We start from the raw sequence: 22,418 nt of genomic DNA on the forward strand, positions 1-22,418 counted from the left end.
GTCTCACTCGTCCACGGGGTCGCCACAGGACGGGCAGGCGGTAGCATCGGGCGGGAGCGACTCGCCGCACTCGCCACAGTACGACTGGCCGGCGTCGCGGCCGCCCGGCGTGAAGACGGACGTATCGTCCATCCATGCCTCGTCTGTCGCCGAGGCAGTCTCATTCGAACTGTCCGTCCCGGCCGTCTCCGATTCCGTTTCTGTACCGCTGTCGGTGGCCGCCGTTTCCGGTTCCGCGTCGGCGTCCGACGGCTGCGCGTTGTTCTGTTCCGATCCGTGAGCGGGCGGTTCCGCCGCCGGGACCTCGTCGGGCGAAAACACTCGCGTCCCGGTGTGTCCCGGTGGCTCCTCGTCGCTGTCAGCATCTGCGGTGTCGGTCCCCGCTCCAGTCTGTTCCCGGGAGTCCGGTGCGGCGTCCACAGTCCGTTCAGCAGTCGGACTCTCGTCGCTGCTTTGTGAGCCGCCGACCGGTGGCATGATAGGGAACCGCTGGTCCGGACGGCGCTGGGGGTTCGAAAGCGGCGCACGGATTCGAACGACGGTTCCAGCGAGCAGTTGGAACAGGAGGTACGCGCTCGCCAGCACACCGGGGACGGCGATGAACAGAGGTGTGGCTTGCGATGGCTGTACGCCCGTCAGTTGCAGCGCCGTCTCCGCCACGGGACCGACGCCCGCCCGCGCCAGCCACGGGGACAGCGACGACGACACGCCGGGTGCGACGACCGGCTGGGTCAGCCACCCAGTCCCGAGAGCAGCGGCGCTTACGAACACCAGCAGCGACAGGAGTCGTGGAACCGAAAGCGTGTAGACGCGGTGTCCATAGGCGACGGTCCGGACGACGAGATGCACCGTCCCGAACAGTGCAACTACCGTGAGCAGACGTTGCTGGCCGAGCGTGACACTGAGCAACAGGCAGCCCAGAAGCACACTGCCGGGGAGGGCGAGCAACAGGCTCGGATGGTCCAGCCGATACGCGTCGGCGAGGTTGCCGTAGCTGTTCCGAAGCCGTCGGTTGACGAGGACAACGGTCGCCAGCGACGGACCGAGGAGCCAGAGACTGGCGGCAAGTACAGTGCGTAGCGAGATAGTCCGGCCAGCAAGTGTCACAAGAACAGTACCTTCGATCCCTGGGAACTGCGCCAACAGCAGCCCCGTCGCGAGCACCCAGCCACCGTAGACGAGCCATGCCAGACCCACACCCACAAACAGCCAGGTTTCAGTTCGCAGTAGTGCGGCGGACTCGCGGAGTTCCAACCCCAGTCGACCACGCTCCATCAGCCTGATGTTTCCCGACCGACCGCTTAACTGTGGGTGGTCACGCCGCCCGAATTGTCATCGTGGCGACGCCCGACAGTTCGAGTTCGTCGCCCGGTTGGATCGGTTCCCGGTCGCCTTTCTTCAACTGGGTCTCGTTCAGCCGCGTCGGGTTGTCCCCGAGGTCGACCAGATAGTACCCTTCCGGCTGGCGGTCGAACCGGACGTGTTCGCGGTGGATCCGAACCGCTTCGTCTTCCGGTCGCCCGGCATCCAATAGTGCCGCCCGAATCTCCCGGCCGATGCGGTCACCGTCTTCGATGGTGATGTCACGACCCTCGACCGAGAGGACGAGTTTGTCCGGTACCGCCGCGTCGTCGGTGGACTGTGACGCGAGTGTGTCGACGGCGTTGCCCGTGGCTCCTGACTCACTCTCCGTCTCATCGGCGGTCGACGACCCTGTCGAGTCAGCCGTCGGCGTGTCGCTCTCGCCGCGATGTGCGTCTAAGTCCTCCCCACAGTTGACACAGAAGCTGGCATCGTCGTCGACAGCGGTGTCACAGGACGGGCACGCGTCGAGCGAGCCGTCGTCGCCCGGTGTGATATCCTGTACGTCGGCACCGCAGGCGACACAGAAATTCGCGTCGGCGTCGAGTTCGCGGTCACAGTCCGGACAGGCGATCGTCGCCGCATCGTCATCTGTCTCCGAGGCGTCGTTGGATGTCTCGGCGTCCGCATCGGAGTCACTGCTGGACTGGTCCGAGGTGTCATCATTCTCGTCGGGTTCTTCCGCAGCCTTCGGCTCGGTTTCGTTTTCGGCATCGGTGTCGGCTTCAGGCTCGTGTTCCGTCGCCGTCTCCGCCGTCCCCACCGTCTCGTCTCCGGCCTCGGCTGCCCCAGTATCCGAGGCTCCATCCACCGATGCGTCGTCGTCGCTGTCATTGTCGACAGTGTGCCCATCCGGGGCGTCGGCTTCGTCGCTAGCCCCCATCGACCGGCCATCCGTCGGGTCCGCCTCGTCCGTGCCTTCCGGTATCAGGTCGGCGTCGTCCGGCACCGCATCGTCGGTGTCAAAATCAGCAGCGCTTTCGTCAGTGTGTTGCCACTCACCACAGTCCGGGTTTGTGCACCATCCGCCCGCGACTGTCGGATCAAAGTCCTCGTCGCATATGGGGCATTTTACCGTGCGGTCGGATTCAGGCATGGGTTTCGTTAGAGAGTATAGAGTCGAGAAATAAAATACTTGTCCCACGAAACTTTCTCTCTATTCGTCTGTCATAATAACGGTATCCCGTTCGGAAATGTCGAGATCAGGGTCGATATCTCGAACTGGCATCCCGCCGCTTTCCGGTGTTTCCGGAAGCGCACTGTCGGCAAACAGGAGCACGGAGATGTTGTCCTTCCCCCCGCGGTCGTTTGCCAGTGACACGAACTCCCGACTCGCCGCGTCGAGGGACGCTGCATCGAGGACCACGTCACGGATCTCGTCGTCGGTGACGGCCGCTTCGCGGATACGCTCGGCCACTGAATCGGCGTGGTCCGAATCGACGTACTCCTCGTACAGTTCCGGCGCGTCGGTCTGTGCGTCGATGAGTCCGTCGCTGGTCGCCAACACCGTGTCCTCCGCGTACAGCCTGACCGTCCGCGTGTCCACCCCGACAGTCGCCTCGTCGGGGTCCTCGTAGCCGGACCCGCCCAGCGCGCGTGTGATCTCGTTGCCGTTCGGGTGGACGTGTGCCTCGACCGGGTCGATTTCGTCGTTGTCGACCCACTCCTGAACGACGGCGTGGTCTCTGGTCAGCGGTGAAATCGTCTCACGGGCGCTGTTGACGACGTAAGCCCGGCTATCACCGACCCAGCCGTAGTGGAGTTTGCCGTCGGCGTAGATGCCTGCAACGACCGTCGTGTAGGATTGGGTCCCGGTCTCGTTTGCGTACCGGATGATCTCGCGGTGGGCCGCCGTAATCGCCTCCGCCACGGCAGTTTCGAGTTCCTGTTCGCCGGGCGGGTCCGGGAGGACATCGCGGGCGACATCGACGTCGAACCCGCCGGGATAACTCCGGGCCGTTCGAATCGCCACGGGGGCGAGGTGTTCAGCCACGATAGTCGTCGTAATGTACGACGCAATGTCTCCGGCGTCGTGTCCGCCGGCACCGTCGGCCACCACGAACACGCCGGCCGAACGGTTCATCGGTCTCCCGTTGCCCTCAGTGTCAGCTGAAGCCCCTTCATCAGTGTCCGCTGCGTCCGTGTCGTCAGCGGTATCGGCCGCCGTCTCAGTACCGGCTGTCTCGTCTGTCACATCCGCCGTCTCGTCGCCGTCTGCTGTGACCGGCTCCTTCGACTGTGGTCTGTCTTGCCCGCGGTAGCCGTCCCGATGCCCCTCCTCGAACACCGTCAGCGAGACGCTGTCCTCGTTGATGCCCTGTCCTCGCTTCCGCTCGCCGATGTCGTAGTTCGTGCTGTATCTCATGACTCCTCCGGATGGAACTCGAACGTGACCCCGTAGGTCGGATGGACCAGCGACACCAGGTCGCCGTCGGTGAGTGTCACCGACTCGGGTGGAACGTTGCCGTGTCTGTCGGTCGGGTCCTCGCCCTCGGAGCGCAGACGGTTGCGTCCGGGTTCGGAGAGGACCCGCTGCCAACCGGCCCCCTTCTGGACGAACGTCCCGTTGAGGCTCCGGTCGTGGAGGGACCACTCGCCGTCCTCGATATCGAACTGTACCTGCACCGAGGAGATGTACTCCCCCTGCGGGTCTTCGATTGTTATCGATGCCGGGGGACCGCTCGCGCCCTGTCGCCCGATAGTGTCGCCCGGTTCGACGGTGAACTGCCTGTCCGCTTGAATGTACGTCACTGACGCCGTCGCGGGCGGCGTTGGATCGCGCCGTTCGAGGACCTCTTTGAGGACCGTCGCGTTCCGGTATCGGTCGCGGTAATGTGACTGCGTGGCCCGTTCGACGATTTCGGCCAGATAATCGTCGCAGTCGGCCCCGAACGCTTGCGGGTTCACCCCGTCTTTCTTCGGGACGCTCCCCTTGAGCAAGAATAGGAGTATCTTCCCGATAGAATACACGTCCGACCACGGCCCCTGCCGAACGTCGGTTCGGCTGGCCTCGGCGACTTCGCGGGGCTTGAACGGCCCCAGAATCGTCGTCCCGGTGTTGCCGGAGGACGGATCCTCGGTGGCATCGAACCCCGTCGCCGTATTGAAATCGATCAGCGTGGGCGTGATATCGGGCGTGAGCATCACGTTCTCCGGTTTCAGGTCCCGGTAGACGATCTCGTTCTCGTGGAGAAACCCCATCGCGTCACAGAGGTCGATGCCGATCTGTCGGACCTGCTCGCTGTCGTCGATTGGGCCGTGCTGGTCGATGACTTCGTCGAGTTCGATCCCGTCGACGATCAGCTGGACGACCAGAAACGGAACGTCACGCTCCGTGACCTGATCGTAGTAGTCCATCACGTTCTCGTGACCGCCGGCCCGGCGGATGCGTTCCAGTGATCCGACCTCCTTTTTGAAGTACTCCTCGATGATGTCGGGGTCGTTCTGGGATTCGGTGTAGTTGGGGTACTTCACAGCGACCGCCTCACCCGTCTCGGTGTCTCTGGCGCGGAACGCCTTCGCGAACCCTCCCTTGCCGAGGAACTCCTCGAGTTCGTACTGGCCGGCGATGACATCACCGCTCTCAGGTTCCCAGTTCATGGATCACCAGTTTCTCCGGCCAGTAGCGGCCCTGCCGACACTGCAGGTCGTTGCAGTCACTTCTGGATGCCCTCGTCAGTGACGATCTTCGTCGCCTTGTTCTGCTCCTTGCGTCCGCCTTCCATCACGATCCGCGTCTCACGCTCAGCGGTCTGGACGGCCTCGGTGTCCTCGCCGTGGATGCGCGTCATCCGCTCCAGTTGGGTCTGTGCCTCGGCGACGTTGCCCTTGCCGAGTTCCGTCTTGATAACGGTCTGTCGGTGGTCCACGTCGACCTGTTCGTTGTGCGCGGCCAGTTTCGCCTCGTCGTCGGTGTAGTCGACGGTGATCGATTCCCGCGTCGTCTCGCCGCCAGCGTGCAGCGTGACATCCGCCACGGACACGGCGTCTTGCGGGTCGTTGGCCGGCGCGTGTATCTTCAGCACGACTCGCTGAGTCTCCCGCTCTAGCAGGTCGGGCAGCGGCACGACAGCCGCGTTGTCCTCCCAGTTGGGGTCTACAGACTGGGTCTGTGGCAGCGAGCGGTACACTTCACTCACCTCGACACCGTCAGCCACGTCAAGTTCGAGACGGGCGTCGGGAGCGACGACGGTCCCGGCCTCCTCGACTGCGTCGCCGAAGAACGACTCGATGTCACCGGCGGCGTCCAGGTGTGTCCATTCGCCGCGGGCAACGGTACCGAGCGTCCGGATCGTCTCCTCGCGGTAGTCGCTCCCGATACCGGCCGCCTTGATTCTGATGCCCTCGGTGTCGATTTCGTGTGCTAGCGTCCCGAACGCTTCCGGGTCGTGGGAGTTGTCCTTCCCATCAGAGAGGAGCAGGACCCGCCGAGCCGTGTTGTCGTCTGTCGGCAGATCCTGCAGGGACGCCTTCGCTTCCAGCAGGCCGCTGTACATATCGGTGCCCCCGCCAGCGGAGATGTCAGCGACCGCGTCCACTGCCGTTTCACGCGAAATAGTCCCCCACCGGGTCGGTGCAAGAACCGTCGTGACCTCGTTGTCGAAGGCGATGATCGAGATGTAATCGTCCTCGTCGAGTAGCCCGAACACCCATTCAGCGCCAGCGCGGGCCTGTTCGATGTCTTCGCCGGCCATCGATCCACTCGCGTCGATACAGAGAGCAATCTGTCGCGTGGGTGGCTCCTCCAACCGTCCGGGCTCGACTTCGATTTCAGCGGTCAGTTTCGCCCCGCCCGTCGGCACGTAGGGTCGGTTGACCTCGCTCACGACAGTAGCGGTCATACTGGTAGATGGGTCGTACGGAGTAATTATATGTTTCCCTCAAATCGAGGGAAAAAAGTTCCAACTGGTACCTGGGTCGGTAGCCTGTAGTTACTAGCTATCTCCCAGTAGTAGGTGCTGTCTACGTCGCCTGTCACGTTGTCTCGACTCGGCTGCCGACCCAGAGAAGGGTTCCGAGCAGTGCCACGACAGTGAGCGGAAGGAGCCACTGGAACAGCGAGAGAAGTCCAGCGCTCGCCTGCACACCGACAACGAGCAAAATAGTGGGCCCACAGCAGGCGAATCCGGAGAGCAGTCCCGGCAACCCCGACACAGCCCCTGCCCCCGGGCCGAGACGGCAGGCCGATGGGCCGCGCCACGCGACGGCGGAGACGGCGAGGTTGAGTCCGACCAGCGATGCCAAGACGGCACCGAGAAGCACGTTCAGCGGCGAGACGAGCAGTTCGACTGGGCCGACGACGACCAGTGCAATCGGTTCCCACTGAAACGGCCCGACCTGCCGGAACGCACGGGTAAGCGGGTTACTGACGACAGAAACCTCGTAGCCGGCTGGGCCGAAACCGAGGTGTCTGAGACCAGCGAGGTACAGCAGGAAGTACGCCAGTCCAGACACACCCAGAAGCAACTGACCGTCGCGGCGGGTGAGCGCTCCCCGGACCGCAACCGCAGTGTGCCGAAGCAAGCGTTCGATGCGAGCGGCCACACCAGCCCCGTCGGCTGCACTATCAGTCGACATACGCACTCTCCGGATAGAAGCCGGCCCAGGCGAACCACATGGCGTCGAAGGCCAGTGAACGGTCCAGCGGGAGCGAATCGGCATCGTGTGTGGTCCCTTCGAGCGTGTAGCCGTCGTCCGCCGCTTCGACCGTCGCTGACTCCGGATTCGCGTACACGTAGCCCGTTTCGAGGTCGGTGTCGGCGACGGCGACGTACGGCGTGTCGCCGATGTTGCCTGTCAGAACGCGCTGACTCAGCAGTGTTCCCTTATCGAAGGCCACCGCCCCCGTCTCCGTCCGGGTCCCGATGACGACGGTCTTTGGGTGCGCGCGGCTGTCACCCTGCAGCGGCTCAAACAGCGTCCGAGTGCTCGAATAGTAGCCGCGTTTCGCGTTGTACTGGCCGTATGGATCAGTGCCGTAACGCCGCGAGAAGCTGGTATCCTCGGTCAGAACGGTCGTTTCCGGATAGGTACTGGACCAGCGGTCCCACGTCGTCCAAGTGATCCGGAACTCCCGCAGCGACTCGCCAGTTAATGGGCCCGTAATCGCTGTCGCCAGCATCTGTGGCCACCAGCTATCGGTGCCCCGGTCGTACATCGTCAAATTCGAGTTCACAAGCCGCCCTGAGACGCCGAACTCCACTGGACCGCGCTCGAATCCCTGTGCGGTGCCCGTCAGCGGACAGTACGTCACAGCGACGGAATTACCACCGACAGTGTCGTTCACGATTTCGTGGTGGACGAGAATGTACTGCGGATAGGCTTTCGCCTCCCCGTCGCGGACCACGCCGAACACCGGGTCGTCCGGAGCCAGTATCTCTGGAGGCGTCTCGGCAAACGTCGGGTCGTCGATGGACGGAATACCGTCTTTACGAACGCCGCCGCTGACGATCTTCTCTTCGAGCGTCCCGATCTCGTAGTCTAGATGCAGGCGACCATCAGCCGTCGGTGGCTTCGACCCGTCGCTTCGGTCGGTTGCCGTCGATGGCGTCCCGGTTCCGCCGCCGGACCCGGCCACTGAACGCGATCCAGTAGTCGAGCCGTCATCTCCCGCGCAGCCTGCGCCGCCGAGTGTCACACCGGCACCAACCGTCGTGAGAAGCCGTCGGCGGGAAAGGTCCATGCCATGTGTAGTCTTTCCAATCACTAAGTCTCGCGGTGAGGGGCCGGTAACTCCCTGCTGGCACGCTCAGCGAGGCTATCTCGGTGTACGAACCAACGCTCGGACGGCCTAATTGACGAGGGTGGCGGCCAGCGACGAGACGTACGCCAGTTCGTCCTCGTTCACGCCGTGGCCCATCCCCTCGTAGATGCGTTCCTCCACGTCCCCGTTCAGTTGCTCGAAGACCGAGGCCGTGACGTGAACGCGCTCTTCGGGAATGTGCGGATCGACGTCGCTACAGCCCAGGAACACCGGCGTTTCCTCGATGTCGCCCTCGTACTCGCTCTCGTCGATGGTCTCGCCGATGAGGCCACCACTGAGAGCCACGAGCCCGCCGTAGCGCTGCGGGTTACGGGCGACGAACTCGCTCGCGAGACAGGCCCCCTGGGAGAAGCCCAGGACGAGCACACAGTCGGTTGGTATCCCGGCTTCCTCGGCCTCCGTGACGGCGTCCTCGATAGCCTGCAGTCCCGATGTCCGCCCGGGTTCGTTCTGCTCGACCGGCGAGAGGAAGGAGTTAGGGTACCAGGTGTTCCGCGCGGCCTGGGGGGCGAGCAGAGCCAGCCCGTCCTGCTGGAACTCTGTTCCCATCTGGACGATACTCCGGGCAGTCGCACCCCGACCGTGGACCAGCACCGCCGCCGCGCTCGCCTCCGATAGCGCGGCTCCAGCAGTCACGAGTTGCTGGCCCTGATGGGGGCCGCTCATCGCGCTCCTCCCGGCCGTCGGCTGTGCCCTGTCACGTCCGTGCAGTCCGTTTCTGTTCCCGTTCGCCCGGTTGCCGTAGCCAGCCACCGTGTCGTGTGCATACCTCAGATAGCGCGCGAAGACACTTGACTTGGCACATCGGTCAATCGGTCGAGATATCCCGTGTTCAGGCTCGCAATCGGAGTTCGATGTCGTCACCGTCACGCACTGTGAGACCGGTATCGGTTTCGGAGACAGCGTAGCCGGACTGACGGAGGCGCTTACGTGTCGCAGCAAGGGTTGCTTCGTCGGGGAATCGAATCTCGAACCACGCCAGACCCTGTCCGGCGTGGGGCCTTGACCGCCCCTGCCAGACGTTGGCTCCGATGTGGTGGTGGTAGTCACCGGCCGCCAGAAACACCGCGCCGTCGTACGCGGCTCTGACACGCAATCCGAGTGCGTTGGCGTAGAACGACCGGGCCGTCTCCACTGACGAAACTTCCAGATGTACGTGTCCAATATCGGACCTAGCGGGCATCGACTGTTCACCGGTCGCGGCAGCCGCGACTGACTGCGTATCGAGGGGCTCTGTCACCATTTCGACGTGACCCGACGGTGTCTCCTGCCACGGCGCCCGCGGAAAGTCCCGATAGATCTCGACGCCGTTACCGGCCGGGTCCGACAGATATAGCGCCTCGCTGACACCGTGATCCGATGCGCCGGAAAGTGTCCACTCCGATTCGATACGCTTGAGTGCATCACCCAGCGCCGCTCGCGACGGAACGCGAAACGCGACGTGGTACAGCCCGGTCCCGGCAGAACCTCTCGCTGGTGCGTCTGGCCGACGGTTCAGGATCAGTAGTTCCTGTCCACCCGCACCGAGTATCGTCCGGTCGTCGTCTGAGTCTAGGACTTGGAGGCCGACAACATCACGGTAGAAATCGACAGTCGGTGGTAAGTCAGCAACGGTCAGGGCCACCCGGCCGATCTCGGTTTCTGATGGGAGAGTGGCTTGGTCCATACCGATAGCAGGTATAGGCAGCCCATAACTCTGGGTGCCAGCCGGAGACTCCCGCAACGAGTTTGAGTCGACAGTGTTCGAGTCGAGGCCGTCCGTCATCGAAGCGTTGTACATTGCTAGCACTCAACAGTGCCTTTGGAGAAATGGTAAAATTCAGTGTAAAAAACTCAAAATATACTCCGCACCAGGAATTATTCATGAACTATTACGTATTACTAGCAGAGCCGTGTGTTAACCTTCATCAGAGTAGTACTATAACCTTCGAGTTGTTACCTTGGGTTGACTATGAAAAAGCAGGAGCTCATCCACCTTCACGGCCTGCTTGCACAGGTACAGAACCACTACGAAGCCGAATCCGGGACAGAAGTAGACCACGACGAATACGAGGAACTGGGCGTCAAGCCGACATCGATTCACAAGTCGAAAACAGACCACAAGGCCGCTGTCTTTGCGATTGCTGACGGTATTGCCTCCGAGATGGCTGACGAGACCAAAGAGCCAGTTTCTGCCGCCGCGGACTAACAGTTCTCCGTCGTTTCTATGCAGTTCTCCCGACGAGCAATGCTATTAGTGACTGTATAACGGCTGTCGGAATCATATTGGAGACGCGATACGTCGAGGGTGTTGAACAGAGAGACCCTGTTGCTCGGTAACCGGACTTACTCGTCGATTAATTCCTCGAATTCGGGTAACACGTCGTCCGATTCGTCCTCGGACTGGCCCGACGACTGGTCATCGGCCTCTGCTGTCGACTCTGTCGACGAAGACTCGTCGTCCGTCGTTTCGTCGGCCTCCTCCGGAATCTCCTCGATTTCGAGCACGTCAAGCGGGATGTTCTCGAGTCGTTGCCCAATCTCCTTGCGGGCGATTCGAGCGGCGTGTTCGTCCCGTTCGACGTTGAACACGGTCATCTCCAGTTCGAGTGCGACGAGACTCTCATCGGCCGCGAGAAAAGCCGGTTCCAGTGTCTCGCCGCAGTGCGGGCAGTGCCGGTCCCCCATGTTGATCTCGACGTAGTTGAGGTCGGGGTTCAGCATTTCCCCCGTCTTCGAGATGGCGATGCGAACTGCCTCGTCCGCAGATGCCACATCGTACACTGGGACTGCGGCCTCGACAACAACTCGGCAATTCATACTAGTATGTTTGTTTCCCAATATAATGAAGGTTAGCCCTGAAACGGGGATCACCTCTCACCCCATATATCGTGGTATAGAGGGGCAGAAAGCACCGTTGAGCCGCACAGACGCAAGCGACATAAAACATCACGACGGCGAAAAGCAGTGACAGATCAGACGGATATGAACGTCCGCTAGTCGAGAGAGATCCCCAACCCGTGCGAGCGGAACTCGTAACGCCATTACCTCCGGGTCCGTACACGTAGACAATGGAACAGGGCGTCATCGACGTCGGGTCGCTGGCCGGCGGTATCGACCTCCAGGCAACTGTCGAGAGCGGGCAGTCCTACCTCTGGAACCGGGAGGACGGCGAAATGTACCAGCGCGACGGGGGAACCGGGGACGACGCGTGGTACTGGACGACAGTCCGTCGAGACGGGTCACCAGCAGTCATCCGCGTCCGGCAGCGGGACGGTGTCCTCGAATGGGAGTCCACGATCGACGCGGAGGCAGACCTCAAGCGACTCCTGCGGCTTGAGGACGATCTCTCCGCGATTCGGACGACGGCAACGGACGACGACGTGGTCCAGTCAGCCTACGATAGGTTCTGGGGGATGCGTCTCGTTCAGGACCCACCGTTTGGCTCCCTCATCTCGTTCATTTGCTCGGCCCAGATGCGCGTGGCCCGGATACACAGTATGCAACAGGCGCTCCGCGACGCGTTCGGCGAGACAGTCGAGTTCGACGGACGGACGTACAACGCCTATCCGACGCCCGACGCACTGGCCGAAACGACCGAAGAACGCCTCCGGGACCTCGGGCTGGGCTATCGAGCGCCGTACGTCCAGCGCACCGCGGAGATGGTCGCAGGCGGCGAGGCCGACCCCGAGGAAGCCGTCGGCCTCGACTACGAGGACGCCAGGGAGTCGCTCACCCGCTTCGTCGGCGTCGGCGACAAGGTCGCGGACTGCGTGTTGCTGTTCTCGCTTGACTACCTCGAAGCGGTCCCGCTAGACACCTGGATCCGGTCGACCATCGAGGAGTACTACCCGGAGTGTGAGCGAGGGAACTACACCGACACGTCCCGGGCCATCCGGGCCGCGCTCGGCGGCGAGTACGCCGGCTACACGCAGACCTACTTGTTCCATTATCTCCGGACGGGCAGCGACGAAAACTGACGCGGGTGATGGAAGGCGACAGTATAACGGAGTCCACAAGCAAACCCTCGGACATGGCTCGCACGCGAGCACATGTATTCGTCTCCGGTCGTGTCCAGGGCGTCTATTACAGAGCGACCACGCGGGAGCGCGCACAGGACCAGGGGGTCGACGGGTGGGTCCGGAACCTCGACGACGGGCGCGTCGAAGCGGTGTTCGAGGGCCCCGAGGACGACGTAGAAGCGATGGTCGAGTTCTGCCACGAGGGGAGCGAACGCGCGAACGTAACCGACGTCGAAGTCGAGTTTGAGGAGCCGGAGGGTATCAACGGCTTCGAGGTCCGCTGGTAAGCCGCCGTCCCGTAGAGTTACTTCACTGGCGGGCGAACCCGCGGGTATGCTCACCGGCTCCGAAATGGGTGTCGTCGATGAGAACGCCGCGGCGCTCGGCGTCCCGCGCAAACAGCTGATGGAGTCGTCCGGGCACGCCGTCGCACGGGCGGTCCGTACCCTCGCTGACCCCGGCGACCAAGTCACCATCGTCGCTGGTCGAGGGAACAACGGCGGAGACGCGCTCGTCACCGCCCGCTTTCTCGACGAGTACGACCTCCGCGTCCTTTTGTTGGGCCGCCCGGACGCAATCTCGACGACGATTGCCAGGGAGAACTGGGATGCCCTCCAGCACGCCGAGTATCCGACAGAGACGGTCAGGGATTCCTCGGCACTGGACCTCGGGACCCCTGATGTCGTCATCGACGCGATGCTGGGAACGGGTATCGCCGGCGACCTCCGGGAACCGGCGGCAACGGCCGCCACGGCGATGAACGAGAGCGACGCGACCGTCCTCTCTGTGGACGTCCCGTCGGGTCTCGACGCCGAAACGGGGCGGCTGGCCGACAACGCCGTCGACGCCGACCACGTCGTCACGTTTCACGACACCAAACCCGGTCTGCCGGACCTCGACGTCCCGGTCACAGTCGCCGACATCGGCATCCCCGACGCCGCGGAGTTGTTCATCGAGCGCGGTGATCTCACCCGCCTCGAACGGGACCCAGCGAGCCACAAGGGCGACAACGGCGAGGTGCTGGTCGTCGGCGGCGGCCCGTACACCGGTGCGCCGGCGCTCACGGCCCAGGCCGCCCTCAGAGGCGGGGCCGACCTCGTCCGAGTCGCCTGCCCGGCCGTCGTCGCGCGGGAAATCCAGTCCTACAGCGAGAACCTCATCCTCAGACCGTTCGACGGGGACCACCTCGCGCCACCCCACGTCGACAACCTCGCCGAACTGGCGGCAGAGCACGACACGCTGATCGTCGGGCCGGGACTCGGGAACGCCGACGCGACGCTGGAAGCGGTCGGGGACCTGCTGTCAGGATTCGAGGGGACGGCTGTCGTCGACGCCGACGCTCTTTCCGTGGTTCCGGACATCGAAACGGACGCGGACCTCGTCTGTACGCCCCACCAGGGCGAGCTTCTCGGGATGGGCGGCGAGACGTCCGAGGACTGGCGGGAGCGGGTGGACCTCGTGGAGTCCTTCGCATCGGAGGTCGACCAGACACTGCTGGTCAAAGGCCCGTACGACATCGTCTCCGACGGCGAGCGAACCCGCGTCGGCCGGACGGGCAATCCGGGGATGACGGTCGGCGGCACCGGCGACGTGCTCGCGGGCGTGACGGGGGCGCTCGCCTGCGTTCAGGAGCCGCTCGACGCGGCCGCCATCGCCGCCTACACCGTCGGCACGGTCGGCGACCAGGTCGTCGACGACCGCGGCTACGGATTGGTCGCAACGGACCTGCTAGACGAGATACCGAGCGTACTGTGGCAGCGGGAAGCAGAAGCGTAGCGTCCGCAGTCAGGCCGACGCACCGACCAGCTCCCCGGCTTTCGCTCGGGACTGCTCGATGATCGCGGGCCGCGCCTCGAACTCGATAACCACCTGGTCGCCGTAGTCGACCGTCTCCACGCTGGCGTGGTCGTGAATCCACGAGACGAGGCTCATCGTGTCGTCGGTCATCGGGAGCACGAGTCGCTCGCGTTCGTAGTCCGGCAGTTCGTGGTCGATGCGGTCCGCCAGGTCGTCGATGTTGAGCCCCTGCTTGGCGCTGACGGCGACGGGGTTCGGAGCCAGCGACGAGAGCGCGTCTTTCTTGCGGCGGACCTCCTCGTCGTCGACCATGTCGGTCTTGTTGAGGACTGTGACGATGGGCGCTTCGTTGCGCTCGTACAGCGTGTCGTGGCTCGTCACCAGTTTCTCCCGGATTTCCTCGACCGACTCGGAGACATCGACGACGAGCAAGACCAGATCGGCGTGATACACCGACCCGAGCGTCGATTTGAACGATTCGACGAGCCAGTGCGGGAGGTCCTGAATGAACCCGACGGTGTCGGTGACCAGCACCTCGCGCTTGCCGACCGCCGCGCGGCGGGTGGTCGTGCCAAGCGTCGTGAACAGACGGTCCTCGCTCTCGGCCGTGGTATCGAGGTCGGGATGCAAGTCGTCGTTCTCATCGACGTCGAGGTCGTCGGCGAGGCGGCGCAGGAGCGTCGACTTCCCGGCGTTGGTGTAGCCGGCCAGCGCGACGAGGTCGAAGCCGGACTCGCGGCGCTGCTCCCGGCGGTGTCGCTCGGTCTCCTCGATGGATTCCAGTTCGTCCCGGATGTTGGCGATCTGCTTTTTGATGTCTTCTTCGCGGGATTCGTCGTACTCGCCGAGCCCCATGAACCCCGGCCGCTCGTCGCGTTTGGCCAGGCTCGCCTTGGCCTCGGCGCGCGGGAGTTCGTAGCGCAGTTCCGCGAGTTCGACCTGGAGCTGGGCTTTCCGTGTCTGGGCCCGCTGGCCGAAGATTTCGAGGATGAGTCGGAAGCGGTCGATGACGCGCACCCGCTCGGGGAGTTCGTTCCCGATGTTGTACGTCTGGTACGGGCCGAGTTGATTGTCGAAGATCACGACGGCGGCCCCTTCGCGAGCGACCGCGTTGCTCAATCGCGTTACCTTCCCCTCGCCGAGGTGGTACGCCGGGTCCTCCGTTCTGGTCTGTGTGATCTCGTCGACAACCTCGTAGCCGGCCGCCCGGGCAAGGTCCCGGATTTCCGTCGTGTCGGCGGTGCCACTGTCGACGCGCTTCGCGATAACCGCTCGTTTCGTGGTGTGTGTCGCCGTCACTCGTTGGAAAACTACGGCGTCCGATTATTTAACCCCCCGGGAGGGGACTCACACTCTTCCGGGGGTCGGCGGTTGGACGGTAAAATGGCAGATACTGAGCGATTCCTGCAGCCGGCTGGCGAAACTAACGACTTCGATACCCGCTCGAAGGCTGAAATGCAGCCAGCAAAGCGGTAGCGGTCAGTCCGGCTTATTCGAGGTCGAAGCGGTCGAGCTTCATGACCTTGTTCCATGTGTCCACGAAGTCGTGGACGAGCTTCTCCTCCGCGTCGGCAGAGCCGTAGACTTCCGAGATGGCCCGGAGCCGGTCGTTCGAGCCGAAGACGAGGTCGATGCGTGTGGCTTCCCACTTGACCTCGCCGGTATCACGGTCGAGACCTTTGTAGACGTGTTCTGAGTCCGACGCCGGCTCCCACTCCGTTCCCATGTCGAGCAGGTTCACGAAGAAGTCGTTGGTCAGCGTCCCCGGTTCGTCGGTGAAGACGCCGAGGTCGGTGTCCCCGTAGTTCGCACCGATCGAGCGCATCCCGCCGATCAGGGCGGTCAGTTCCGACGCTGTCAGGTTCAGCAGGTCCGCGTTGTCGACCAGCACTTCCTCGGCCGGTCGCGTGATGTCGTCCTGGATGTAGTTTCGAGCCCCGTCGACCTTCGGCTTGAGAGCGTCGAAGGAGGCGGCGTCGGTGTGTTCCGGCCCGGCATCCACTCGGCCGGGTTCGAACGGAATCTCGACGTCGTAGCCCGCGTTCGCTGCCGCCTGCTCGACGGCCGCGTTGCCGCCCAGCACGATCAGGTCAGCAAGCGAGACCTGCGTCCCGTCGGATCGCGAGTCGTTGAACTCCGTCTGGATGTTTTCGAGTGTCCCCAGGACCGTCTCTAGCTGCTCGGGCTCGTTGACTTCCCAGTTTTTCTGGGGTTCGAGTCGGAGACGAGCGCCATTAGCGCCGCCGCGCTTGTCGCTGTCGCGGTAGGTCGATGCCGACGCCCACGCGGTCTTGACGAGCTGGGAGACAGAGAGGTCCGAATCGAGGATCTTTTCCTTGAGCTCGGTGACCTCCTCGTCCCCGATCAGTTCGTAGTCGGCGTCCGGGAGCGGGTCCTGCCAGATCATCTCTTCGTCAGGAACCTCCGGACCGAGGAACCGCTCAGGCGGCCCCATGTCGCGGTGGGTCAGCTTGTACCAGGCCTTCGCGAAGTTCATCCCGAACTCCATCGGGTTCTCCTGGAAGGTTTCCATGACCTCTCGGTAGTCCGGGTCTCGCTTCAGGGCGATGTCCGTCGTGAGCATCATCGGCGTCTGCTTTTCGTCCGGGTCGTGTGCGTCCGGCACGCTGTTTTTCAGCTCCTCGCTCTTGGGTGCCCACTGCCACGCGCCGCCGGGACCCTTCTCCGGCTCCCACTCGTAGTCGAGCAGGTTGTTGATGTATCCCATATCCCACTCGGTCGGCGACTGGGTCCACGGCCCTTCGATACCGCTCGTGATCATCTCGCCGCCTTTGCTGTTCCCGTTCTCGTTTTGCCAGCCGAGGCCCTGCTGCTCGATGGGGGCCGCTTCGGGCTCGGGACCGAGGTTCTCCTCGGGGTCGTCAGCGCCGTGGACTTTGCCGAACGTGTGTCCGCCGGCGATGAGCGCGGCCGTCTCCTTGTCGTTCATCGCCATCCGGTCGAACGTCTGCCGGATATTCTTCGCCGACGCTTCCGGATCAGGGTTGCCGTCCGGTCCTTCCGGATTCACGTAGATGAGGCCCATCACGGAGGCACCGAGCCCTTCTTCGATTTCGCCTGGCTCGTCGAAGCGCTCCTGGGTTTCCATCTCGTCTTCCGGCCCCCAGTTGACAGCCTTGTCCTCCTCAAAGGCGTCCTCGCGGCCGCCGGCGTAGCCGAACGTCTTGAATCCCATCGACTCGATGGCGACGTTCCCTGCGAGGATCATCAGGTCGGCCCATGAGATCTTTTTGCCGTACTTCTGCTTGATCGGCAGGAGCAGCCGTCGCGCCTTGTCGAGGTTCGCGTTGTCCGGCCAGCTGTTGATAGGTGCAAAGCGCTGTCGGCCGCCAGCCGCGCCACCGCGGCCGTCGGCGGTCCGGTACGTCCCGGCGCTGTGCCAAGCCATCCGGATGAACAGCGGGCCGTAGTGGCCGTAGTCGGCTGGCCACCAGTCCTGCGACGACGTCATCAGCTCTTCGAGATCCGACTTCACCGCTTCGAGGTCGAGTTTCTGGAACTCCTCCGCATAATCAAAGTCGTCCTCCATCGGACCGACATCACGGGCGTTCTGGTCGAGGATCTCCAGATTCAGCTTGTTTGGCCACCAGTCCTGATTAGATTTCGGTCGCTTCGAATGTCCACCTGCGGCACCGCTCATATCGGAATTCGGTGTTTCTGCCATCTTAACAGTAAGTAAGATTCGTCGGTAGCATACAAATCTTTGGATATGAGTAAAGAAATGGCATCGTGTGAAAAATATCGCCCCGAATTCTTTGGGACACCCCGGTAGCAACGACCCCCGTTCCTGTGGCGGAGGCTGTGTAAAAGGGAAAGCACCAGAGGGAGCACAAAGGATTTAAAAACAGGCGGTCAGGTACGCTGTATGGGTGAGTTCGTACTCCAACTAGATGGGTTGGGCCTCCAGCAGATGGGCCTCGAATTCGGTGGCGGCGGCCTTATCGGCGGGATCATCGGGTTCGCCGCCAAGAAGGTCGCAAAGCTCATTGCCGTCATCATCGGCATCGAGCTGGCACTGTTCAAGTTCCTCGAGACGCGTGGCATCCTCCAGGTGAACTGGGACGCGATAGGTGGGGCCGCACAGAACGCGACCGGCACCGCCGGGAACGCGGCGTCGGCGCAACCGCCGTCCTGGGTCACGTCGCTGCTCTCGGCGCTGCCGGTCAGCGCTGGTTTCACTGCCGGGTTCTTGGTCGGCTTCAAGAAAGGGTAACGCGACGCCGTGGCGTTAGCGCGTACTGATGTCGTCTTCGTCTTTGATTATCTGGGTTTCTGCCTCGCCGCTGGTGTGTTCGTTCACCACGTCGTAGAAGTCGTTCTGTAGGCCGGCCGGGAACGTCATGACGCCGACCCACGAGCCGTCGGACTGCCACTCCTCGCGTTCGAGGTCGCCGAACTGTCGGATCTGTGCCTGGGCGCTCCCAGCGTAGTCCGCGGGGACCTGCACGGCGACGGTGACCTCGTCGAACCGGATCGGGATGACCGGCCGGAGCGCATCGAGGGCGTCGTCGACCTGCGCCTCGACGGGTTCCATCGGGTCGACTCTGAAGTCCGTCTCTTCGAGCGCGGATTCGATGCGCTCCGGCGGGTGCGGCGCGTCGTCCATCTGTGGGTTGACCGCGTTGCGCGTGATCCGCTGGATGAGCTGTTTGTGCTTTTGTTCCTGCATCTCGCGGCGCTGGTCGGCCGTGATCTGTATCTCCCCCCGCTTGATGACTTCGGGGATGATGGCCATCGGATCAGTGGTGTCAAACACCTCTTCGAGCATATTCTCGGGCGGTCGGTCCCCCCGCGAGGCGTCCTCGAACACGTCCTCCGCGGCGATAACGTCCTCGAGGTCGCCGTCGAAGTCATCACGTTTTATCGCTAGCGCCGCGTCCGGATCCACCAGTACCTCGAACCGCTGGCCGTGGGATTCGAGGCGCGCCGTCACCGCCTCGTCAAGCGATATCATACCCGTCGGTAGCAGTGGGCCAGTTAAAGGCCTTACTGCGTGGTCGGACAGAAAAAGTCCAGTCGCCCGCGAGGGCTGTCGGAAGGGTTATTCTTCGGTGGCGTCTTCGCCTTCGTCGTCCGCGTCTTCACCGGTATCAAGGAGGTCGGCCTCCGCGAGGTGAGTCTCCTTCTCCTCGTCGGTCAGCTGGCCGAACGTCTCCGTCTCCACGTCGACCGTGGCGACGCCGATGCCTTCCGGCGTGAGCCCGTCCTCGTTGACCGACGCGAGAGCGGCCAGCGCGAGGTCGACGCCCTCGTCGAGGTCCATCCCCTCGTCGTAGTGCTCTTCGAGGTAATCCCGGATGTCGCCGCGGTCGGCTCCGACAGCGAGGGCCTTCCATTCGTAGGGCGTCCCGGAGGGATCGGTCTCGAACAGACGCGGCTCGCCGTTGACGATGCCACCGATGATGAGCGCAACGCCGAACGGGCGCGCGCCGCCGACCTGCGTGTACTGCTGGATGTAGTCGGTGATTTCCTTCGTGAGGGTCTCGACGCCGACCGGCTCGCCGTAGCGCAGCTGGTTCACCTGCGCCTGGCGGCGGGCGAAGTCGATGAGCTGTCGGGCGTCGGCGACGTGGCCGGCCGAGGCGATGCCGATGTGGTCGTCGGCCTTGTGGATCTTCTCGACCGAGGAGCGCTCCATCAGCGGCGACCGGATGCGCTTGTCCACGGCGAGAACGACGCCGTCGCTCGTTCTGACGCCGATGCTTGCTGTGCCGCGTTTGACCGCTTCGCGGGCGTACTCGACCTGGTAGAGGCGTCCGTCCGGCGAGAAGATAGTAATCCCGCGGTCGTAGGCCTGCTGTTGATTTTGTCCCTGCATAGTTATCGGAAATCGAGTGCTGTCGCGCCGACGAACGCGCCGCCGGAGGCCGCTTCGACATCGTAGCGCGGAGGCCGAACAGTAGCGCTCCGGTCTGCGTTCTCGAACACGACGTGTCTCTGTTCAGTGGCTTCCGGCGGCCCGCGTATATACTTTTCTTCACAGGCACGCACAGTGCCGCTAATCCCCCGGACACGGACCCGAACCTCATCGCCGTCGACGCTGTCCAGACAGGTCAGTGCGGCCCGCGCTGGGTCTGTCTGGCCGCGTCTGGTCCGGACGATGGCCTCGGCCGTGCCGTCGTAGTCGTGGAACTGGAGGACGGTCATGTCCGTCTCGGCGCTGCCGGTGTCGCCCAGCAGGTTCTGGGCGGCGTACCACACCGCCCGCTGGAACGCCCGACGGTCCAGCGACGCTGTCGGCCACGTCTCGATACCGACGGCCAGATAGCGCCACCGGGGCCGGAGATGCTTCGGGAGGTGTTTCATACGCCAGCGTTGGGGCGGAGGACAATGAGCAGTGTGGTGTAGCTACTGACTTTGAAGGAGGTACGACTCGTCAGTCACGCGCTGGCGTTCTTTGTACCGGTGTGGGTCCTTACCCGGTAGTATTTCTCGCACACAGGGCCGTTGTATTCGTCTTTTGACCAATCCACAAAACACTTAGCGACCAGAAATCATAATTCACTGTGGATTTGTTCCGACGGTCAGTGCTTCGGCTGGCTGGTGTTACACTCGGTGGACTCGTCACGGGATGCTCGTCAATGGGTACAGAGCCACCCACAACGCAGTCACCGAAAACTGTGGCTCAGCCAGCACTGGAACTCACCGGAGAGGTTAAACGCCAAGCAGCAGCCGCGGCCCCTGCACGAGTGGCAGCGACGCTGACAAACGTCGGGAGCGAAACGGTCCGTCTCGGGTACGGTCCGACGCTGCTGTTTACCGATACGGGTCCAAGTGAGGACGTGACCCGGACCGACACCCTCGTGTTTGATCCGAAGAGTCGGGGCGTACTGCGAGCCGACCCCGTACAGACATCAGCAGGGTGCTGGCGGTACCAAGCGGACGGGAGAGAAGGGATCCAGAGTTCGATACAATACCGGGAGCTGACGCCAAACGACGAGTGATCCGGAGAGTACGATATTTATACGGCTGCCGCGGCCGAGGCGTGTCTCCCTGCAGGGACGTATCGACATCAAGACATCGTCGAAACGCCCGAGCCAGTTCGGTCGGCGACGCTGACGCTCCAGCTGGACATCGACGAGCAACAGCGGATCGCCGTCTCCGGCGAGGTGTCGGCATTCAGGAGCGCGGCGTCCACCCAATAGGCACGCAGCTACTGCGGGATCGATGTCGCTCGAAAAACACACTCCGGGAAACGCCTTTGGTGATACGTCCCCCCGTCAGTTCCGGGGTGGGGCTATCGGAGTGGTTTGTCGGCTCAATGTGTCTGGCAGCTGTCCGGGTCGCTACAGAACTAAGGGAGCTGGGTTGCTGTGGATCGCAACAGCACCGCTACGCGTCGTCGCCCTGTTGATCACCGTCTTCCAGTCGGACGCCCGGTTCGATGACGGCGTCGCTCTGGCGCTCGCGGTTGCGCTCCGCGACCCGCTCCCACTCTGCCAGGCCCTTTCGGAGGGTATCAGCGTCGAAGCCGATGGTCTCCCCGACCGCGATGAGATCCCGCGGTGCGCGAATCTGGAGATGGTTACTCGGCGACGCCGAGACGACGAACGGTGCGCCAGCGTCCTCAACCAGTTCCTTGAGCTTCCGCAGTTCTTTGATGGCTCGGACGCGAGTGCCGCCGGAGGCCCGGAGCACCGGGCCGAAGTCGAACTCGACGCGGACGCCGTTGTCGGCCGCCGCGTTCGCCAAAACGTGGTTGAAATCGCCGTCCTCGCGCATCGGGTGGGCGAGCACGTCGACGGTCGGTTGCTCGACCGCGAACCGGTTGATGCGGCGGTCGCCGCCGTGGACGACGACGACCGTCCGGTCGCTCCGGTAGTTCCCGACGAAACCGCTCGCTCGCGAGGGGTCGTCCGCCCGGACCTCGACGCCGGCGGCGACGTCGATGTCGTACGCATCGCTGATAGCGTCGGCGTCGTAGTCCGCCTGCGCGTCGCCGTGGTTCCTGACGACGATGCCGTCGTACCCCGAGTCGGCGGCCGTCAGCGCGTGCCGGGCGACGGTGCTGTCGCCGTCGGGGTGAGCGTAGACGGCCTCGTACATCACAACTCCTCAAGGAGTTCGCGGGCGTTAGCGACGGCCTTCTCCCGCTTTGCGGGGTAGGCCTCGACTTTCGCCCGGAGCGTGATACCGTCGCCGCGTTCGACGCTCCCGCCGAACGCGGCCTGTTTGTCGAAGGTGAGGAAAAACGAGCAGTTGTCGTCGACCCGGTCGTCCAGTTCCGCACGCACTGCGTCGATATCCGGCGCTGACGCGACCTGCGTGAGTACGTGCCGGATGTCGTCGGCGTTCTCGACGCGAGCCGAGAGGACGACGATCCGGTCGCCGTAGTGCCCCTCGCTTTGTGCGCGCTCGATAGGGTAGTCCTCAGGCAGGAACGTTCGGAGCGCTCCCTCGACACGCTTGTCGTCCTCTGTCGCATAACAGAATGTCCGGAGGTCGACGTAGTGGAACGGAACCGACGACATTGA

General features: G+C 63.4%; 24 protein-coding genes. 6 read left to right on the forward strand and 18 right to left on the reverse strand.

Features of this window, described 5'->3' with window-relative positions; genetic code table 11:
* Positions 1-3 precede the first annotated feature (3 nt).
* From HAH_RS08530 to HAH_RS08570, 9 genes are all read right to left on the reverse strand, one after another.
* Entirely contained in the window at positions 4-1,275 is a 1,272-nt protein-coding gene (locus HAH_RS08530) for a hypothetical protein (RefSeq protein ID WP_014040562.1), read from the reverse strand.
* Between the two features lie 40 nt (positions 1,276-1,315).
* Positions 1,316-2,458 carry a double zinc ribbon domain-containing protein gene (locus HAH_RS08535; RefSeq protein WP_023843298.1) on the reverse strand — a complete coding sequence of 381 codons (1,143 nt, stop codon included), beginning with the start codon at positions 2,456-2,458 and terminating at the stop codon, positions 1,316-1,318.
* Positions 2,459-2,518: 60 nt separating this feature from the next.
* Complete coding sequence (locus HAH_RS08540; protein ID WP_014040564.1) at positions 2,519-3,727, reverse strand: PP2C family protein-serine/threonine phosphatase; 1,209 nt, start codon at positions 3,725-3,727, stop codon at positions 2,519-2,521.
* The gene (locus HAH_RS08545; RefSeq protein ID WP_014040565.1) at positions 3,724-4,962 is read right to left on the reverse strand and encodes a serine/threonine protein kinase; all 1,239 of its coding nucleotides are present in this window, start codon (positions 4,960-4,962) and stop codon (positions 3,724-3,726) included. The genes HAH_RS08540 and HAH_RS08545 overlap by 4 nt, the downstream gene beginning before the upstream one ends.
* Before the next feature lie 56 nt (positions 4,963-5,018).
* On the reverse strand, positions 5,019-6,203 hold the full coding sequence (locus tag HAH_RS08550) for a vWA domain-containing protein (protein WP_023843299.1): 1,185 nt from the start codon (positions 6,201-6,203) through the stop codon (positions 5,019-5,021).
* Between the two features lie 133 nt (positions 6,204-6,336).
* A complete protein-coding gene (locus HAH_RS08555) occupies positions 6,337-6,939 on the reverse strand; it encodes a hypothetical protein (RefSeq protein WP_014040567.1) in 603 nt (200 codons plus the stop codon).
* Complete coding sequence (locus HAH_RS08560; RefSeq protein ID WP_023843300.1) at positions 6,929-8,044, reverse strand: DUF3179 domain-containing protein; 1,116 nt, start codon at positions 8,042-8,044, stop codon at positions 6,929-6,931. Before HAH_RS08560 ends, HAH_RS08555 begins: the two co-directional genes overlap by 11 nt.
* 108 nt (positions 8,045-8,152) lie before the next feature.
* Positions 8,153-8,791 (reverse strand): alpha/beta hydrolase, encoded by a 639-nt coding sequence (locus tag HAH_RS08565; RefSeq protein ID WP_014040569.1) that lies wholly within the window; start codon positions 8,789-8,791, stop codon positions 8,153-8,155.
* Positions 8,792-8,957: 166 nt separating this feature from the next.
* Positions 8,958-9,791, reverse strand: coding sequence for a VOC family protein (locus tag HAH_RS08570; RefSeq protein WP_044952237.1), 834 nt, complete (start codon positions 9,789-9,791; stop codon positions 8,958-8,960).
* A 285-nt stretch (positions 9,792-10,076) separates the two neighbouring features.
* Between HAH_RS08570 and HAH_RS08575 the strand changes: the two genes are divergently transcribed.
* The gene (locus HAH_RS08575; RefSeq protein WP_004592453.1) at positions 10,077-10,313 is read left to right on the forward strand and encodes a UPF0058 family protein; all 237 of its coding nucleotides are present in this window, start codon (positions 10,077-10,079) and stop codon (positions 10,311-10,313) included.
* A 137-nt stretch (positions 10,314-10,450) separates the two neighbouring features.
* Here the strand turns inward: HAH_RS08575 and HAH_RS08580 are convergent, their stop codons facing one another.
* A complete protein-coding gene (locus tag HAH_RS08580; RefSeq protein WP_014040571.1) occupies positions 10,451-10,924 on the reverse strand; it encodes a DUF555 domain-containing protein in 474 nt (157 codons plus the stop codon).
* Between the two features lie 251 nt (positions 10,925-11,175).
* Here HAH_RS08580 and HAH_RS08585 point away from each other — a divergent pair, with 251 nt between their 5' ends.
* Genes HAH_RS08585 through HAH_RS08595 form a run of 3 tightly spaced genes read left to right on the forward strand, consistent with a single transcriptional unit; the run spans position 11,176 to position 13,902 of the window.
* Entirely contained in the window at positions 11,176-12,084 is a 909-nt protein-coding gene (locus HAH_RS08585; RefSeq protein ID WP_014040572.1) for a DNA-3-methyladenine glycosylase family protein, read from the forward strand.
* Between the two features lie 53 nt (positions 12,085-12,137).
* The gene (locus HAH_RS08590; protein ID WP_165353752.1) at positions 12,138-12,413 is read left to right on the forward strand and encodes an acylphosphatase; all 276 of its coding nucleotides are present in this window, start codon (positions 12,138-12,140) and stop codon (positions 12,411-12,413) included.
* A 46-nt stretch (positions 12,414-12,459) separates the two neighbouring features.
* Positions 12,460-13,902, forward strand: coding sequence for a bifunctional ADP-dependent NAD(P)H-hydrate dehydratase/NAD(P)H-hydrate epimerase (locus tag HAH_RS08595; RefSeq protein ID WP_023843302.1), 1,443 nt, complete (start codon positions 12,460-12,462; stop codon positions 13,900-13,902).
* Positions 13,903-13,911: 9 nt separating this feature from the next.
* Here HAH_RS08595 and hflX read toward each other — a convergent pair whose 3' ends face one another.
* Together hflX and katG are read right to left on the reverse strand one after the other, a co-directional pair.
* The gene (hflX, locus tag HAH_RS08600) at positions 13,912-15,222 is read right to left on the reverse strand and encodes a GTPase HflX (protein ID WP_014040575.1); all 1,311 of its coding nucleotides are present in this window, start codon (positions 15,220-15,222) and stop codon (positions 13,912-13,914) included.
* Positions 15,223-15,412: 190 nt separating this feature from the next.
* Positions 15,413-17,608: a catalase/peroxidase HPI gene (gene katG / locus HAH_RS08605; RefSeq protein WP_014040576.1), complete on the reverse strand. Its 2,196-nt coding sequence runs from the start codon at positions 17,606-17,608 to the stop codon at positions 15,413-15,415.
* A gap of 201 nt (positions 17,609-17,809) precedes the next feature.
* Here katG and HAH_RS08610 point away from each other — a divergent pair, with 201 nt between their 5' ends.
* Positions 17,810-18,157 carry an FUN14 domain-containing protein gene (locus HAH_RS08610; RefSeq protein ID WP_008308823.1) on the forward strand — a complete coding sequence of 116 codons (348 nt, stop codon included), beginning with the start codon at positions 17,810-17,812 and terminating at the stop codon, positions 18,155-18,157.
* A gap of 15 nt (positions 18,158-18,172) precedes the next feature.
* Here HAH_RS08610 and HAH_RS08615 read toward each other — a convergent pair whose 3' ends face one another.
* From HAH_RS08615 to HAH_RS08625, 3 genes are all read right to left on the reverse strand, one after another.
* Positions 18,173-18,898 (reverse strand): ribosome assembly factor SBDS, encoded by a 726-nt coding sequence (locus HAH_RS08615; protein WP_014040578.1) that lies wholly within the window; start codon positions 18,896-18,898, stop codon positions 18,173-18,175.
* 87 nt (positions 18,899-18,985) lie between these two features.
* The gene (gene psmA, locus HAH_RS08620; protein ID WP_014040579.1) at positions 18,986-19,762 is read right to left on the reverse strand and encodes an archaeal proteasome endopeptidase complex subunit alpha; all 777 of its coding nucleotides are present in this window, start codon (positions 19,760-19,762) and stop codon (positions 18,986-18,988) included.
* A 2-nt stretch (positions 19,763-19,764) separates the two neighbouring features.
* The gene (locus HAH_RS08625; RefSeq protein ID WP_014040580.1) at positions 19,765-20,250 is read right to left on the reverse strand and encodes an Rpp14/Pop5 family protein; all 486 of its coding nucleotides are present in this window, start codon (positions 20,248-20,250) and stop codon (positions 19,765-19,767) included.
* 275 nt (positions 20,251-20,525) lie between these two features.
* Here HAH_RS08625 and HAH_RS08630 point away from each other — a divergent pair, with 275 nt between their 5' ends.
* Positions 20,526-20,888, forward strand: coding sequence for a hypothetical protein (locus HAH_RS08630; RefSeq protein ID WP_144443758.1), 363 nt, complete (start codon positions 20,526-20,528; stop codon positions 20,886-20,888).
* Positions 20,889-20,956: 68 nt separating this feature from the next.
* On the opposite strand, the gene HAH_RS20295 is transcribed toward HAH_RS08630, so the two are convergent.
* The 3 genes from HAH_RS20295 to HAH_RS08640 all read right to left on the reverse strand — a co-directional run bounded on the left by HAH_RS20295 (position 20,957) and on the right by HAH_RS08640 (position 22,415).
* A complete protein-coding gene (locus tag HAH_RS20295; RefSeq protein ID WP_023843303.1) occupies positions 20,957-21,082 on the reverse strand; it encodes a hypothetical protein in 126 nt (41 codons plus the stop codon).
* Between the two features lie 194 nt (positions 21,083-21,276).
* Positions 21,277-21,990, reverse strand: coding sequence for an RNase P subunit p30 family protein (locus tag HAH_RS08635; protein ID WP_014040582.1), 714 nt, complete (start codon positions 21,988-21,990; stop codon positions 21,277-21,279).
* Positions 21,990-22,415, reverse strand: a complete 426-nt coding sequence (locus tag HAH_RS08640) for an RNA-binding protein (protein ID WP_014040583.1) — start codon at positions 22,413-22,415, stop codon at positions 21,990-21,992. The genes HAH_RS08635 and HAH_RS08640 overlap by 1 nt, the downstream gene beginning before the upstream one ends.
* Positions 22,416-22,418 lie beyond the last annotated feature (3 nt).

This window comes from Haloarcula hispanica ATCC 33960 (assembly GCF_000223905.1).
GTDB lineage: Archaea > Halobacteriota > Halobacteria > Halobacteriales > Haloarculaceae > Haloarcula > Haloarcula hispanica.